Annotated in this window: 1 protein-coding gene; it reads left to right on the top strand. The window is 56.7% G+C overall.

Translation table 11 applies throughout. From position 1 onward, the window contains the following. Positions 1 to 80 precede the first annotated feature (80 nt). Complete coding sequence (locus tag NZK35_RS21685; RefSeq protein ID WP_259634616.1) at positions 81 to 18509, top strand: Calx-beta domain-containing protein; 18429 nt, start codon at positions 81 to 83, stop codon at positions 18507 to 18509. Positions 18510 to 18613: the final 104 nt, after the last annotated feature.

Genomic DNA, 18613 nt, shown 5'->3' on the forward strand with positions numbered 1-18613 from the left:
CACTTATTTGAGGCAGCGGTTGTCCATTCCCGGGTCATCTGTCCTTTGCCTCCTTATCCATTTTCTCCAGGAATGAATCCGTGAGTTTTATCAACCACTTGCGCAGGGCGCTGGGTGAGCGACCGGTTCGCAACCACCGAGGCGATCGAGTCCATGCAAGACGCAATCGGCTTCGGATGCAGATTCTGGAACAACGCTATTTGCTGGCGGGAGACACGAACTATTCCTACGGCGACGAACTGCGCAACTACCGTTTGGCCATTGCAACAACGGAAGAATTCACGGCGGCGATCGGCGGTGAAGTCGCTGCTCTGGCGAGCGTGAATGCCTTGGTATCGGAGTTGAATGCAATCTACGAGCCCGAACTTGCGATTCACTTCGATTTGGTCACCGGCGCCAACACCATCTTTGAAACAAGTGACCCGACGGACGACGGACTGGACAATGGCAATCTGAGTTTATTGATCAATCAAGGCACCGGGGTCTTTGACACGATCATCGGGCCGGACAGCTACGATGTCGGGCATGTCTTGGGGACATTCGGTGGAGGAGGCACCTCCGGCCTCGCCTACCTGGGCGTGGTTGGGAGTTCCTCTCTGAAGGGTGGCGGCGCGACCGTCGTCGGCAATATCAGCTCGGTCGGTTCAGAGGGTTGGAATCTGGTGGTCGCTCATGAGTTGGGACACCAGTTCAGTGCTCGACACACATTCAATGCCTCTGTCGCGGGGACCAACTGCAACTCAACCACCTACGATCCCGCGTCGGCTTACGAACCGGCGAGCGGATCGACGATCATGAGCTATGCCGGAATCTGTGGTGCGAACGATTTGCAATCGACCGAAGACCCCGTGTTCCACTCCGCTAGCGTCGAGGACATCAGCGATTACATCACCACTCAGACGGGAGCGGACCCCAGTTCGACGACTCCGCTCGCCAACGATGTCCCGACCGTCAATGCCGGGATCGACTACACCATTCCCGCCGAGACTCCGTTTGCTTTGACGGCGGTCGGAAGTGACGCTGATCCGCTGAGCTACTCATGGGAGCAGCTGGATTTGGGAACGCCCCAAAGTTTGCCGCTGACGGACCTGGGGAACGGCCCGATCTTTCGCGCCTTTGCTCCAACCAATGATCCGACAAGAATCTTTCCTCGGCTCGATGACTTGCTCAACGGAGTTGACACGGCTGCGACCGGTGAAGTGCTGCCATCGATCAGCCGCGATTTGAACTTTCGCGCAACGGTTCGTGACGGTCACGGCGGTGTCTCCAGCGATGACATGGTGATCACGGTTGATAGCACATCTGGCCCGTTCGCCATCACCAGTTTCAATACCAGTTCCATCCTCACGGGCGGTTCGGTCGAAACGGTGACTTGGGATGTTGCGGGGACCAATGCTGGTGCCATCAATGTCAGTGACGTCGCGATTGAAATGTCTGCCGACGGCGGATTGACGTATCCGTACGTCCTCGCCTCCGCAACGGCCAATGACGGATCTCAAACCGTCACGATCCCCAATGTCAATCTTACCAGTGCTCGCTTGCGTGTTCGCGCCCTGGGGAATGTCTTTTTTGACGTCAACGACGCCAACCTGACGGTGGCCAGCGATAGTGGCCAGCCCGGAGTTGTGTTCACTCAAAGCGGAGGCGACACTCGACCTTTCGAAGCCACTGGTCCCGGTCTGGATGACAGCTACGATCTCTCGCTCAATGGTGACCCCGCGGGGTTGGTCACGATCGAGATTGCCGCGGACTCTCAAACTCTGGTGAGTTCCGATGGTGTCAATTTCAGTTCGACACTGCAACTGGTCTTTGACTCCGCGGCGGCACAAACGGTTCACGTTCGTGGGATCAGCGACGGAATCGAAGAAGGGCCACACCAAAGCTCGATCGCTCATTCGGTTCTCGCCAGCACGTCGACAAGTTATCCGGTTGGAACCGCTCTAGGATTTTTGCAGGTCGACGTGATCGATGCTGAATTACCACCGGTCATCGGAATTGATTTTGACTCCGCTGGAAATGTTCCGTCGAACTGGAAGGGCGCAGGTGCCTTGTTCAACGCGGACGGTTCGAACCTGAATCGTGACGATGGTGCGGCAACGACCGTGAACGTTTCGTCGTCGATCATTGGGACGACATGGATCAGTTCTTCAGGTCCGGCTTCCTCGACGATCCCGCGCCACTTTCCGTCCTTGGTTGACCTGGACGGATACAGCTACAACGAACTGGGAAATACCTTCACGTCGACGTGGACGGGATTGACTGCGGGGGCGCCATACGGGGTCTATCTGTTTGGTTTCGAAAACCGACCCGAAGACTATGGTCATGATGTGACGGTGACCGGGGCGGATACGGTTTCATTTACTCAGACACTTGTGAACGGCCAACTGGTCGTCAATGACGCTGTTGGCTCAAGCTTGAATCGCTTGGACGATTACGCCCAGGTGGTCACCGCCAACGCAAGTGGAAGCATCACGATCACCGTCGCCCCTGCCGCGGGATCTCAGGGAGTATCGCTCGCCGGACTCGCGGTGCAGCCGATCTTCAATTCGATGCTCGATTCAGATTTTGCGATCGCCGCGACGGATGCTTCGAAGAGTGAAGGGGATTTGGGCTCCGTCGATTTCACCTTCACGGTGACCCGGTCGGGGAGCACATCCGGAACGACGAGCGTGGACTACAGCGTCAGCGGCGCGTCTCCCCAACCCGCCGATGCCAATGATTTTGGGGGCGCGTTTGCCGGCGGCACGATCAACTTTGCCGATGGCGAATCCAGCAAAGTGATCAGTGTCAGCGTCAGCGGTGATACGCTGGTGGAGCCCGATGAGAACTTTGTCGTGACGCTGGCCAACCCCGCCGGTGCGGCCACGATCACGACCGCATCGGCAAACGGTCTGATTCTCAACGACGATGTGATTTCCAGTCAGCCTCCGGTGCTATCTCTGCCGTCGGGCCCGGTCACCTACGTCGAAGGCGACGTTGCGATTCTGGTCGATTCCAACGCAACGGTGTCTGACGCGGATTCACCCGACTTCGACGGCGGAACCCTGACGATCGCCATCGCCGAAAATAGCACAGCGAACGACCAGCTATCGATTCGCAACCAAGGGACCGGTGCTGGCCAAATCGGCGTCATTGGAAACACGGTGTCGTTCGAAGGGGTTGATGTCGGGACTTTTGCCGGTGGCACGGCAGCGACGCCGCTGATCGTCGCGTTCAATGCCGACTCGACGCCGGCTGCCGCGCAGGCGATTCTACGAAATCTCCAATTTGTCAACTCGTCCGATTCTCCGTCGACTCTCTCGCGGCTTGTGACTGTCACGTTGAACGACGGAGATGGCAACGAAAGCCCGCCAACGTCGCAAGAGTTGGCGTTCTCTTTCGTTTTACCGATTACGGGCGACAATTTTACGATCGGCGAGGCAATCGGGCGTGATTCGGCAGGCAACCTCTACCATGCCGGGAGGTTCGCCGGGACCATTGATGCCGATCCGAGCGCTGGCGAGTTTCTTTTGACCACGCCGAGTACTTCGGAGGATGGCTATATCGCCAGCTACACGCCAAGTGGGAATTTGCGTTGGGCGCACCAGATCGGCAGTGCCGGAAAGGAAACTGTGTGGCGGATGGTTGTAAGTGGCTCGGGCGATGTGTTCGCCGTTGGCGAATTTGCGGAAGCGGTCGATTTCGATCCGGGCCCTGGAATCGTCAATTTGACTCCCGTCAATACCCGCGACAATTACATCTTGAAGCTCGACAGCGACGGTCAATTCGTCAGCGTGGGGCAGATCGGAGGCGATATAAGCGGCCTTTCGTTGGACAACACCGGCAACCTCCTGCTCTCTGGTGGATACCGACGCACGGTCGACTTTGATCCCGGCCCCGGAGTGTTCAATCTTCCCGATGCCGGATCCAGCGGGAACGCCGACAGTTTTTTCTTGAAGCTCGACTCCGATCTGAATTTCGTTTGGGCCAAGTCACTCGATGAAGTCAACTATCCACTTGGACGTGGCGATTTTTCCTGGGCGATCGCGGCCGATTCAAACGGCGACGTGTATGCGGCGGGCGATTTCCGTGGTGAAGTCGACTTCGATCCGGGGCCTGGGGTGACAAGTTATGTGTCGCCGGGATCTTCGGAGTCGGACGCTTATCTATTGAAGCTATCTTCCGCGGGAGACTTTGTTTGGGCGAGGGCATGGGGCGGCGCAGCCATCGAATTCTCTTCGACTCTGGCGATCGATCGCAATGACAATATCTTGGTGGGCGGCGGATTTGGAGATGCGTTTTCAACTTCGGTGGGCCAAACGACTGATTTTGATCCCGGGCCTGGTTCCTTCCTGATCACGAGTAACGGTGAACGCGATGCGTTCCTCTCGAAATTTGATAAGGACGGACAGTTCATTTGGGCGAGGGGCATCGGTGGAACCTACTTTGACACCCCGAGTAGTATCGCTGTCGACAGCGAAGGCAATGCCTCACTCGCAATGAGATTTTGGCGGACCGTCGATTTTGATCCATCCGCCGACGTGTATGAAGTGGAGGCGGTCGGGATCAATAGTGCCATTTGGGGATTGTCAGAGACGGGTGATTTTAGGTTTGTTGCCCATCAGGCCGCTGATTCAACCACGTCTATCAATCAGTTGATGATTGACGACGCGGGCAATCATCTTGCCACCGGATATTTCAATGCGACGACCGATTTTGATCCCGGAGTCGGTTCTTTTGAATTGCCGGAATCGGCCAGCGGCGCTTTCATCTTGGCATTGTCGCTCGATAACCTTCCTGAGAATCAGATCGTTCATGTGGAAGGTGTTGACCCTGTTTTCTCCATCGCGGCGAATGACGCTCAGAAACAAGAAGGAAGCTCTGGCACGACAAACTTGACGTTTACGGTGACTCGAGCGGACGAATTGGTCGGCGAGTTCAGTGTGGATTATGCGGTGACCGGCGTCGGGACCAATCCGGCCGGTGCAACAGATTTCGGTGGTGCCTTTCCTTCCGGGACACTGACCTTTGCCGAGGGTGAGGATTCAAAGTCGTTGGCCGTTGCGGTGACAGGCGACTTCGACATCGAACCCAACGAAACCTTCCGTGTCACACTAAGCAATCCGAGTGGCGCCGCGACGATCGCGGTTGCGACGGCCAACGGCACAATCATCAATGACGATGCCTTGCCAGATTTCGGTGATGCTCCATTGCCGTTTCCTGTTACCTTGGCCGATGACGGTGCAAGACACATCGCGGTTGGTCCCCATCTTGGTCCGAATCGTGATAGCGAAGCCGATGGAGTAAATTCCGCGCTAGCCAACGCCGACGATCTTGCCAATCAAGATGACGAAGACGGGGTTGATTTTGGCGGTGCTGTTTTTGCATCGACCAACGTCGCTCTGACCGGTTCGGTAGAGATCAACCTGCAAAATCCCCACTCGACTTCTAATCGGTTGGACGCTTGGCTCGATTTCAATCAGGACGGGATTTGGAGTGTCGGCGAACAGATTTTCACGGATTTCGATCTGGGCGTCGTCGCCGGTCCCCAGACAGTTAACTTTGCCGTGCCACAAGACCTTGGTGCGAACGTGCTCAGTGGAACAACCTACGCTCGGTTCCGAATCAGCACGGTCGGCGGATTGTCTCCGACAGGCCAAGCCGTCGACGGTGAAGTGGAAGACCATGCCATCGAGGTTTTCAACGTCGACCCGATCATCGTTGATACGCTCGTCGATGAAAGCGATGGAGATTTTAGTCCAGGTGATTTATCGCTTCGGGAAGCAATCGAGATTTCGGAATTGAATCCCGCGCCCGACGAAATCGTGTTCGCTCCTGGATTGAGCGGAGGAACGATCACGTTGACTGGAGGCGAACTGTCAGGGTCCGGAGCGTTGACCGTGACCGGACCCGGAGCCTCGCTACTGACCATCAGTGGCGGGAACCAGTCGAGAATCTTCAACTTTACCTCGAGCGCTGATGTGTTGCTCGATGGGTTGACGCTTGTTGACGGCCACACCAACGGGTCGGGCGGCGCCATCTTCAGCCAGGGAGATTTGGAAATTCGCAGTTCGGTGATCAGCAACAACACGTCGGGCGCCGGCGGCGGAATCAACCATAGCTCATCATCAAAGATGCTCGTGATTGCCGACACGATCATCGATGGAAACACATCGAATAGTTCTGGCGGCGGCCTCACATCATCCGGGCCGACCGAGATTTCTAACACTTCGATCACGAACAACCAAGCCATCACCGTTGGCGGTGGGATGTACTCGTACATCACGACCACCACTTTGACCAACACGATCATCGATGGAAACACATCCGTGATTCGGTCCGGAGGTGGGGTTTACCAATACCTGGGCACGCTCAACGTGGTCGATAGCTCGATCGCAAACAACCAAGCTCAGGGGACAACGTCAGGAGGTTTGGGAGGCGGCATCGCCGTCGATTCTGGAACTCTGCTTGTTCGTGGCAGCACCATCGCCGGCAACACTTCCGTCAACAAAGGTGGCGGAATTGACTACGCCGATCGAAATGGTTCGAGCAGCTTCAGCGTCATCAACTCGACGATTTCTGGAAACACGACCAACGGCGAAGGTGGCGGCATCTCGGTCGGAGAAGGCAATCTCAACCTGACGCACAGCACCGTCACTGCGAACACGGCGCCCGCAGGGTTTGGGAGTGGTATCGCAAACGACACTCGTAGCTCCGGGCGGATTGCAAGGAGTTTCATCAATAGCAGCATCGTCGCGGGAAATATTAACAGTGACATTGACTCGATCAACGGATCTCCTGCGTCGGTCGTCAGTCAGGATTTCAATCTGATCGGTACGGGAAACGTCAGCTTGAACTTCAACATGTCGTCGGACACCAATGGAGTCGTCGCCCCAGGCCTCGACATTCTTGCTGACAATGGTGGGCCAACTCCGACGCACGCGTTGCTTGCGGGCAGTCCGGCCATCGATGGAGGTGACACGTTTTCCGCTGAAGCGTTCGATCAACGCGGCACGGGATTCCCGCGACTGGTCGGAAGCAATGTTGACATCGGTTCTTTCGAGACGAGTCTCGCGTCAACCTTTTTGATTGCCGCGGTTGATGCGGTCAAAACCGAAGGCAATTCCGGAACAACAAATTTCTTTTTCACCGTCACTCGGCTGGGTGAAACCGACTTCGCCGCAACTGTCGACTTTTCCGTAACCGGCGAGGGCGTTAGTCCTGCTGATGCTGTCGACTTCGGCGGTGCGTTTCCGAGCGGGACATTGAATTTTGCGATCGGCGAAACAGCTAAAATCATTGCCGTCGGCGTCAGCGGCGATTTGGTCGCCGAAGCCGATGAACAATTCAGGACCCTGCTGTCCAATCCGAGTTCGGGCGTCTCGATCGTGAATCGTTTTGCGCTGGGGACGATTCAAAACGACGACGCTGCCGTCCTGGCAGTCAACATTGTTGACACAGGAATTTCTGAATCAAGCGGAGCGGCCGCGACGAGTGTGACCATCACCAGAAGCAGCGATACGAGCGGTTCCCTGCTTGTGAATTTGGTCAGCGACGACACCACAGAAGCGACGATTCAAAATTCGGTCACGATCCCGGCGGGGCAGGCCTCTGTCACAGTTCCGCTGACCGCCGAAGATGACACTTTGGTGGACGGCACACAGGTGGTAACGATCTCGGCGACCGCTACGGGGCATGCCGGCTCGTCGGACACAGTGAACGTGACCGACGATGAGGTTGCGGGCTTTGTCGTGGCCGAAACCGGTGGGGATGCCTTTACCTGGTCCGATGCCGGTTCCTCTGGTGTCGACCCCTTCGGCAACCCTTGGATCGCATCGAACACGACAACCTTACCCAGTTGGGGAATTCCTGGATTTCAAGCGGGCACGATCAATTTCGTCGGCACGGGATCCTACGACGGTTTTCGCGTGACGTTTTCAGGCTTGCCCGACGGCGTCACGATCGATGGCAATCATGGAAATACCGCCTTGAACAAGACCCCGCTCTCTTCGGCTGACTTGTGGAATAAAGAGGTTACGGCAAACAGCGTCTTGTTTACCTCGCCCGATCCGGTGAGCAAGCGGCTCACCGGCGGTGAGCGTTTCTTTGTCAGTGTCATCTTCACGGGTGGCCTTGATCTCGGACAGTTGCAGTTTGATGTCGAATACATCGATGGACGCGCGCCCGGCAACACCGAAGTCAGTGAATCGGGCAGCACTGATGATTTGACCGTCGCCCTGACAGCGCAGCCAATTTCGGATGTGGTCATCAATGTGACCGTGGGTGACACGGGAGAAGTTTCCGCAGATCGAAATCAACTGACGTTCACCACCGCGAATTGGAACGTCGCGCAAACCGTCACTCTCACCGGAGTTGACGACGCCTTGGTGGACGGAGATCAAACGTCGTCGGTGACCTTTGCAATCGATCCTGCCTTATCTTCCGACGCGTTTGACTTGCTTGTCGACCAGAGTGTTTCCGTCGTGACGTTGGACGATGATTCCACACCGGATCCCGATTTCGGCGATGCGCCAAACACATCACAGTCCGGATTCGCAGGAAACTATGCGGTAACACTCGCCGAGGATGGTGCGCGCCACGAGGTGGTCGGACCGACCTTGGGTATCAACCGTGATTCAGAACTCGACGGAGTCCATTCCACCAACGCGGACGCCGACGATGCTGATGAGGTTGTCGATGATGAGGATGGCGTTGTATTCACCGATGCGCTCATCGCTTCAACGACATCGACGACGACGGGTTTCGTCGATATCGAACTGCGAAATGCTGATCCGACTTCGAATCGCCTGGACGCTTGGATCGACTTCAATCGCGACGGCGATTGGGATGATTCTGGCGAGCAAGTCTTTACGAGTTTTGATCTGGGTACAAGCAACGGTGTTCAATCATTGGCGTTTACCATTCCCCAAGACACGGGAGCCAATGTTGACACAGAATCGGGAACGGTCACCTATCGCTGGAACGGTTTCTTGGAGGACGATGGCGCCAATCCTTGGGGACTCGATGGCGATGGGATTCTTCGTTCCGGAGAATTCGATGGGACACCGTACACATTTGAGGTCGTGATTGACAAACGTGCCACAGACTTGCGAACCGGGACTGGAACGGGTTCCAACCTCGCTTCGTATGTCCCCCTGTCGACCACAATGATCATTGGTGGTATCGAAGCAAACGTGGCCAATGAAACGTTCAATCTCGCCGATGACTTTTCGGGTAACGATAGCTTTTCAATCTCTGCCGATGTGACTCTGGCCGGCACAACCCAGCGTATCAGCTCTTCCATCGTGCTGCCGGGTTCCAGCTTTGATCTCGCAGACGATCCGTCGGCCGATGTGCCTCCCGTCTTTCTGCCGTCTCATCCGATCTCCTTCACCGCGAATGGTTTCGTCGGCATTGACACCTTTACCTATCCCGCCGACGCTCCGGTGACCTCGTTTGCCACCGATGGCGGCCCGCTGACGACCTTCGCTCGGTTCCGCGTGAGCACTTCGGGGGGCTTGGCGACAACAGGACCTGCGAGCGACGGTGAGGTCGAAGACCATCAGGTTTTGATCGCCGCGGAACCGGGAGTGGACTTCGGTGACGCGCCTCATTCCGGCCAGTCTGGTTTCACCAGTTCGTACCCCGTTTCGCTCGCCGATGATGGTGCACGGCACGTCGTCAATGGTGGACCGACACTCGGAACCGTCATCGATGCGGACTTGGATGGGGTGAACTCGGCCGACGCAGACTCGGATGACCTTGTCGGTGCCTCGGATGATGAGGATGGAGTGACGTTCTCATCGATTTTGTTCGCCTCGGGCAGCAGCACGAGTGTCGGCACAGTGGGTGTCGATCTGCGAAATGCTGACCCGACATCAAATCGGCTGGATGCCTGGATCGACTTTAATCAGGACGGTGACTGGACCGATCCCGGCGAACAGATTTTCACGGATTTCGACCTCGGGACGGCTGATGGACTTCAGAACCTAAACTTTACGATTCCTCGCGCATCTGGTGGAGCCATTCGAACGGGAACCACTTTCGCTCGATTCCGCCTCAGCACGTCTGGAAACCTCGGGGTGACGGGGCTCGCCGGAGATGGTGAAGTGGAGGACCATGCGGTGACCGTGGTCGCCAGCCCTCTCACCGTGTCGACGTTGATTGACGAGAGCGACGGAGATTACTCATCGGGCGACTTGTCCCTTCGCGAGGCGGTCGAACTTGCCAACCTGAACCCGGGACCTGATCAGATCGGCTACCTGATCGGTCTGAACGGAACGACAAGCCTCACCCTAGGCCAGTTGGACATTACCGAAGACCTGACGATCACCGGGCGTGGAAAGACGTCGACCGTTGTCAGTGGCTCAGGCCTCTCACGTGTGTTCCGAGTGTTCAGCGGAACCGACGTGACTTTGTCCAACCTGTCGATTATCCAGGGCGCCACCTCGGGAGCTGATGCTAACGGCGCGGGAATATTCTCGACAGGCGATCTGCTCCTGGACGGCGTGCAATTCGTTGCCAACAACACAACCGACGGATCAGGCGGCGGTCTTTATCAGCGAGGCGGTTCGCTCACCATTTCCAATTCGCTCTTCGGACTCAATACCGTTTCCGGGAACGGAAGAGATGGTGGTGGAATCGCAGTTGTGGATGCGGACGTGTCCATCACGTCCACCACGATCACCGAAAATCAGGCGATCGGGTCAAACGCAAATGGAGGTGGAGTGAGTGTCGTCAACGGCAACCTGGCGTTGAAGGCATCGACGATCGACAACAACTCGGCGCAGAATGGCGGCGGCCTGATCTTTGAGGTGAATCTCGACGGCACCACCTTCACTGCCGATGTCACCAACACGACCTTCTCCGGAAACAGCGCCGCATCGATCGGTGGGGGGCTTACGAACGTAGGTGGCGTACTCAACCTACGCCATTCCACCGTCACCCTAAACTCGGGGTTCGGCGGTGGGATCGGATTTGCAGCAACGCCGAGCAACAACAATCTTTTCGCATCGATCGTTGCGGGCAATCTTGGTTCGGATATCAATACTTCGACCGGACCAGCGGGCCCCACGATTAACACGCTTGGTTTCAATCTGGTCGGCATCGGAAACGCAACCACAGGGTTTAACCAACCGTCGGATCAAGTAGGGATTACCGCCCCCGGCCTAGACGTCCTCGCCGACAACGGCGGGCCGACTATGACCCACGCATTGCTGCCAACCAGCCCCGCTCGAGACTCTGGACCAACCAGTTCGGCCGAATCGTTTGATCAGCGTGGTTCCGGTTTCCCCCGGTTGATTGGCACCCGTGTCGATGTCGGTGCCTTCGAAGCTGAGTTGCCCACATTGCTGTCAATCGAAAGAACCAATGCCGTTCAGCTCGAGGGTAACAATGGGACAACGCCATTTACGTTTACTGTGACTCGCAGCGGAGACACGAACGGCCCCACCAGCGTCGATTATGCAGTCACGGGAACCGGCTTGCAGCCAGCCAATGCGGATGACTTTGGCGGAACCCTGCCCAGCGGTACGATCAGTTTTGCCGATGGTGAATCCAGCAAGCTGATTACCGTTAATGTGAGCGGAGACCCGTTCGTCGAGTTAAATCAAGGGTTTACCGTTACTCTCAGCAATCCGACGTCTCCCGCCGTCATTACCAATGCCATTGAAACCGGCATCATTCTCAACGATGACACGAGTGTCGTGAGCGTCGTCCCCATTGCCAATGCGACCGAGGATAGCGGACTGCTGACCTATCAGTTTCGAAAAACAGGCACGGGGCCCGAAACACCCGCCCTGACCGTTGAGTTTGAGCTGACTGGAACGGCGACGTTTGGAACGGATTATCCCGCCACCACCCCACTGTCAGTTGACTTTGCAGCCGGAGTCGGAACCGCACAGGTCAGCATCAACCCAACGATTGACCTGATTGTCGAACCCGACGAATCGGTCATTCTGACGATGCAAGACTTGGCGACATACGATGTCTCTCCACTCAGCCCTTCTGCAACGGCCTTGATCCTTGACGATGACTCCGCTTCCTTGTCGATCGGGGATGTTGCGATCACGGAAGGCGATTCGGGCACCTCTGCCTTGACCTTCACCGTCACGCTGGACTCCGCCGTCGAGACGGGCGTGTCGGTTGACTTCGCCACCGCGGATGGTACCGCCACGACGGGCGATGGCGACTACGTGGCCACAAGTGGCACCTTGAACTTCGCCGGAACCGCCGGTGAGACTCAAACGATCAACGTCACGATCAATGGCGATACCAAGGTCGAGTTGAACGAGACCTTCGTCGTCGATCTGTCGAACTTGGCGGCCTCCGGTCGCAACGTGACAGTCTCCGACGCACAGGCAACCGGCACAATCAACAACGACGACGGCGCGTCGCTTTCGATCGCCGACGTCACTCAATCCGAAGGTGCGGACGGGACAACCGTTTTTGACTTCATTGTCACGCTTGATTCAGAAGTGGACACCGCGTTCAACGTTGACGTCGCCACGGCTGATGGAACGGCAACCTCTGGTGACGACTATGTTGCCTCGTCCACGACACTCGCCTTCTCGGGATCAGCCGGCGAGACCCAGACCTTCTCGGTTTCGGTCAACGGCGATAACACCGTTGAACTCGATGAAAACTTCCTGGTCAACCTTTTCAACGTCACCGGAGTCGGCGTAACGCTCGCGGACGCGCAGGCAACAGGCACGATCCGCAATGATGACTCCGCTTCCTTGTCGATCGGTGATGTTGCGATCACCGAAGGCGACTCGGGCACCACCGACTTGACATTCACCGTCACGCTGGACTCGGCCGTTGACACGGGCGTGTCGGTTGACTTCGCCACCGCGGATGGCACCGCAACGACTGCAGAGGGTGACTATGTCGGCGCCAATGGCACGCTGAACTTCGTCGGAACCGCAGGTGAAACTCAGACGATCAACATCACGATCAATGGCGACACGAAAGTCGAGCTCGATGAATCCTTCGTGGTCAATCTGAGCGGTTTGGTTGCCTCGGGCCGCAACGTGATAATCGCAGGCACGCAAGCCACCGGCACGATTCGCAATGATGACTCCGCTTCCTTATCGATCGGTGATGTTGCGATCACGGAAGGCGATTCGGGCACCTCTGCCTTGACATTCACTGTCACACTGGACTCCGCCGTCGAGACGGGCGTGTCGGTTGACTTCGCCACCGCGGATGGCACCGCAACGACGGCAGATGGTGACTACGTGGCGGGAAGTGGCACGCTGAACTTCACCGGAACCGCCGGTGAAACTCAAACGTTCAACGTCACGATCCATGGCGACACGAAAGTCGAGCTCGATGAAACCTTCGTGGTCAATCTGAGCGGTTTGGTTGCCTCGGGCCGCAACGTGACACTCGCGGACTCGCAAGCAATTGGCACAATCAACAATGATGACTCCGCTTCGTTGTCGATCGGTGATGTTGCGATCACGGAAGGCGATTTGGGCACCTCTGCCTTGACATTCACTGTCACACTGGACTCCGCCGTCGAGACGGGCGTATCGGTTGACTTCGCCACCGCGGATGGCACCGCAACGACGGCAGATGGTGACTACGTGGCGGGAAGTGGCACGCTGAACTTCGTCGGAACCGCAGGTGAAACTCAGACGATCAACATCACGATCAATGGCGACACGAAAGTCGAGTTGAATGAGACCTTCGTCGTCGATCTTTCGAACTTGGCGGCGTCCGGTCGCAACGTGACCATCTCCGACGCACAGGCAACCGGCACAATCAACAACGATGACGGGGCGTCCCTCTCGATCGCCAACGTCACTCAATCCGAAGGTGCGGACGGGACAACCGTTTTTGACTTCATTGTCACGCTTGATTCAGAAGTGGACGCCGCGTTCAACGTTGACGTCGCGACGGCTGATGGAACGGCAACCTCTGGTGAGGACTATGTTGCCTCGTCCACGACACTCGCCTTCTCGGGATCAGCCGGCGAGACCCAGACCTTCTCGGTTTCGGTCAACGGCGATAACACCGTTGAACTTGATGAGAACTTCGTGGTCAACCTCTCCAACGTCACCGGAGTTGGCGTGATAATCGCAGACGCGCAAGCAATCGGCACGATTCGCAATGATGACTCCGCTTCCTTATCGATCGGTGACGTTGCGATCACCGAAGGCGACTCGGGCACCACCGACTTGACGTTCACCGTCACACTGGACTCGGCCGTCGACACGGGCTTGTCGGTCAATTTCACCACCGCCGACGGGACCGCCACGACGGGCGATGGCGACTACGTGGCCACAAGTGGCACCTTGAACTTCGCCGGAACCGCCGGTGAAACTCAGACGATCAACATCACGATCAATGGCGATACCAAGGTCGAGTTGAATGAGACCTTCGTTGTCGATCTGTCGAACTTGGCGGCCTCCGGTCGCAACGTGACAGTCTCCGACGCGCAGGCAACCGGCACAATCAACAACGACGACGGCGCGTCGCTTTCGATCGCCGACGTCACTCAATCCGAAGGTGCGGACGGGACAACCGTTTTTGACTTCATTGTCACGCTTGATTCAGAAGTGGACACCGCGTTCAACGTTGACGTCGCCACGGTTGATGGAACGGCAACCTCTGGCGAGGACTATGCTGCCTCTTCCACGACACTCACGTTCTCGGGATTAGCCGGCGAAACCCAAACCTTCTCGGTTTCGGTCAACGGCGATAACACCGTTGAACTCGATGAAAACTTCCTGGTCAACCTTTCCAACGTCACCGGAGTCGGCGTAACGCTCGCGGACGCACAAGCAATCGGCACGATCCGCAATGACGACGGCGCTTCCTTGTCGATCGGGGATGTTGCGATCACCGAAGGCGACTCGGGCACCACCGACTTGACATTCACCGTCACGCTGGACTCGGCCGTTGACACGGGTTTGTCGGTCGATTTCTCCACTGCGGATGGTACTGCAACGACGGCAGATGGTGACTATGCCGGCGCCAGCGGCACGCTGAACTTCGTTGGAACCGCCGGTGAAACTCAAACGTTCAACGTCACGATCAATGGCGACACGAAAGTCGAGCTCGATGAATCCTTCGTGGTCAATCTGAGCGGTTTGGTTGCCTCGGGCCGCAACGTGATAATCGCAGGCACGCAAGCCACCGGCACGATTCGCAATGATGACTCCGCTTCGTTATCGATCGGTGACGTTGCGATCACCGAAGGCGATTCGGGCACCACTGAATTGGCCTTCACCGTCACACTGGACTCGGCCGTTGACACGGGCGTGTCGGTTGATTTCGCTACAGCGGATGGCACCGCTACGACTGCAGATGGTGACTATGTCGGCGCCAATGGCACGCTGAACTTCGCCGGGACCGCCGGTGAAACTCAAACGTTCAACGTCACGATCAATGGCGACACGAAAGTCGAGTTGAACGAGACCTTCGTCGTCGATCTTTCGAACTTGGCGGCGTCCGGTCGCAACGTGACCATCTCCGACGCGCAGGCAACCGGCACGATCCGCAATGACGACGGCGCTTCCTTGTCGATCGGGGATGTTGCGATCACCGAAGGCGACTCGGGCACCACCGACTTGACGTTCACCGTCACGCTGGACTCAGCCGTTGACACGGGCGTGTCGGTTGACTTCGCCACCGCGGATGGCACCGCAACGACGGCAGATGGTGACTATGTCGGCGCCAATGGCACGCTGAACTTCGTCGGAACCGCAGGTGAAACTCAGACGATCAACATCACGATCAATGGCGACACGAAAGTCGAGTTGAACGAGACCTTTGTCGTCGATCTGTCGAACTTGGCGGCATCCGGTCGCAACGTGACCATCTCCGACGCACAGGCAACCGGCACGATCCGCAATGATGACTCCGCTTCCTTGTCGATCGGGGATGTTGCGATCACCGAAGGCGACTCGGGCACCACCGACTTGACGTTCACCGTCACGCTGGACTCGGCCGTCGACACGGGCTTGTCGGTTGACTTCACCACCGCCGACGGGACCGCCACGACGGGCGATGGTGACTACGTGGCGGGAAGTGGCACGCTGAACTTCGTCGGAACCGCCGGTGAGACTCAAACGATCAACGTCACCATCAATGGCGATACCAAGGTCGAGTTGAATGAGACCTTCGTCGTCGATCTGGCCAATCTCTCTGCTTCGAACCGTACCGTTCTAATCAGAGACAATCAGGGGATCGCCACCATCAATAATGACGATCTGCCTATGGTATCGGTTGCCGTCGCTCCGAATGAGGTCGGGGAGAACGGGAATTCGCCGCTGATCTATACGTTCTCCCGCGATGACGCGAGCCTGCCACTGACCATTGGTTATGGAATATCGGGTCCCGCAACACCTGGTGTAGATTTTTCTGTCTCGCACGATGGCTTACTTTCATTCGCCGCGGGACAATTCCAAACCACGGTTGAAGTTCAGCCGGTCGACGATGAATTGGTTGAATTCTCTGAAACCGTGCAATTGACGATTCTCGAGGGTGATTACATCATCGGCACGAATGGATCAGCTGTCGGGACCATCACGGATGATGACTTCAGCACGATTAGCATGTCGCTTGGGCCAAACGCAATCAACGAAGATGCTGCCGGTACGATGAATTTCGTCTTTGTTCGCGACAGCGTTGATTTGACGAGTCCCGAGCTGACGGTCAAGTTTTCGACCACGGGAACCGCGGAATCCGGTGTGGACTACGTCCCCAGCGCGGTGGGTGAGATCACGTTTGCCGTCGGTGAGAACACTGCGTCGGTCACCATTGATCCGCAACAGGATTCCGCTATCGAGCCAGACGAAACGGTCATCCTGTCACTTCTTCCCGACGCTGCCTACATCGTTGGGGCGCCGAGTTCGCTGGTCGGGACGATCGTGAATGACGATTCACTTCCAAAGGTGGGCGTCGAAATGGTTCCTGAATTCGTAGAAGACCAGTATGGGACGCGTGAAGTTTCATTCTTGCGGACCGGTGATCTGACAGTTCCTGTGACGATCCACTACGAAGTCGCCGGCTCTGCGTCGGCAGGAACGGACTACAACGGATTGTCCACAGGTAGCATTACCCTGGCCGCCGGGGTTCCTTCGGCGTCCATACAATACACCGTGGCGGCGGACTCAATTGTCGAGCCAGACGAGGACATCACGGTCACGATTCTTTCCAATGTCGCCTATTCCCTTGATCCTGCCACATCATCTGCGTCATCCTTGATCTTGAACGACGACATCAGTCAGATTTCTATTCTGGGGCCTGCAGCCGCAGTCACGGAGGACGGTGCTGAAACAATCACCTTTACAGTGACTCGAGACAACGTTTCTTCGGAAACACCTGCCCTTTCAGTTGATTTTGCGACGACGGGTTCTGCAACACCGGGTGTCGATTATTCGATGACTCATAGCGGATCGATCTCCTTCCCAGCTGGAGTAGAGGCTGTGACCGTTGTTGTCACACCGAATCAGGACGACATAGTGGAGTTAGATGAAACCGTTGTACTTTCAGTCGCACCGGCGCCAGGTGGGCAATACCTGGTAGGTAGCCCCGACTCGGCGACAGGCGAAATTTTCAACGACGACTCCGCCGCGTTTTCAATCGATGACTCGATGGTTTTCGAAGGCAATCGTGGGCAGGTCATCACGAGATTTACCGTGACGCTGAACAATTCGGTGGATGTCCCCGTTTCTGTCGACTACGCCACGGCTGACGGTTCCGCGACGACTTCAGACAACGACTACCTGAACCAAAGTGGCACGCTGCAGTTCGATGGCAACACATCGATCACTGAATCGTTTAACGTCAGCGTGGTCGGGGATGTCTTCGCCGAGCCGGATGAGACGTTCCTCGTCCTGTTGAGAAATGTCCAATCATCAGGCCGCGATGTGACGATAAGCGACGGCAGCGGACTCGGTACCATTTTGAACGATGACTTGGGACTGGCCTCTGTTCCCGTTGAGAGCGTTGTTTACTTCAACGAAGACGTCCAATCGGAACTTGATTACACTCCCGATTCGACGGGGCAACGCTCGATCCTTCGCAAAATTCAGGTGACATTTGCGGGGGCGGTCAACATCGCTCCAGGTCCCGTCCAAGGGGACGGTTTTGTCGTGGAGTCATCGACCGGATCGCGCGTCCAGCTTGAGGTACTCAATTCCGAACTGGTAAATGGAAAACAGGTCGTCGTCCTTGGATTCGCAGGGACGACTTTGATCGAAGCGATCTCGGCCTCGCAGCCGGAGCTTTCTCCGATGTTGGTCGACGGCCTCTACACCCTGATGGTCGACGGATCGGAATTCGGCATCGATGCCAACGGCGACGCGCCCGGCGTGTCCGCCATCGATGAGTTCCATCGCTTGTTTGGCGACATTGACGGCGACGGAACCGTCCTCGGTCGGGACAACAGTAAGTTTGTAAAGTACCGACGAGATTTACGTTTCGACGAGATCTTTGATTACGACAGTGATGACGAAACTCAAGATCGTGATGACAATATTGAGTTCAAAGCCCGTTTTGGCACTCGCTTGTTCTGATCGCCAACGATCGATTCTGTTTTCGGCAACCTCACATAACGTCGGTCGTCGCCAGCATCCGTTCAATCGAGTTAATCCGACGAGACCCGACATCGGCCCCACAA

It is taken from the genome of Stieleria sedimenti (assembly GCF_025060895.1).
In the GTDB taxonomy this organism is placed as follows: domain Bacteria; phylum Planctomycetota; class Planctomycetia; order Pirellulales; family Pirellulaceae; genus Stieleria; species Stieleria sedimenti.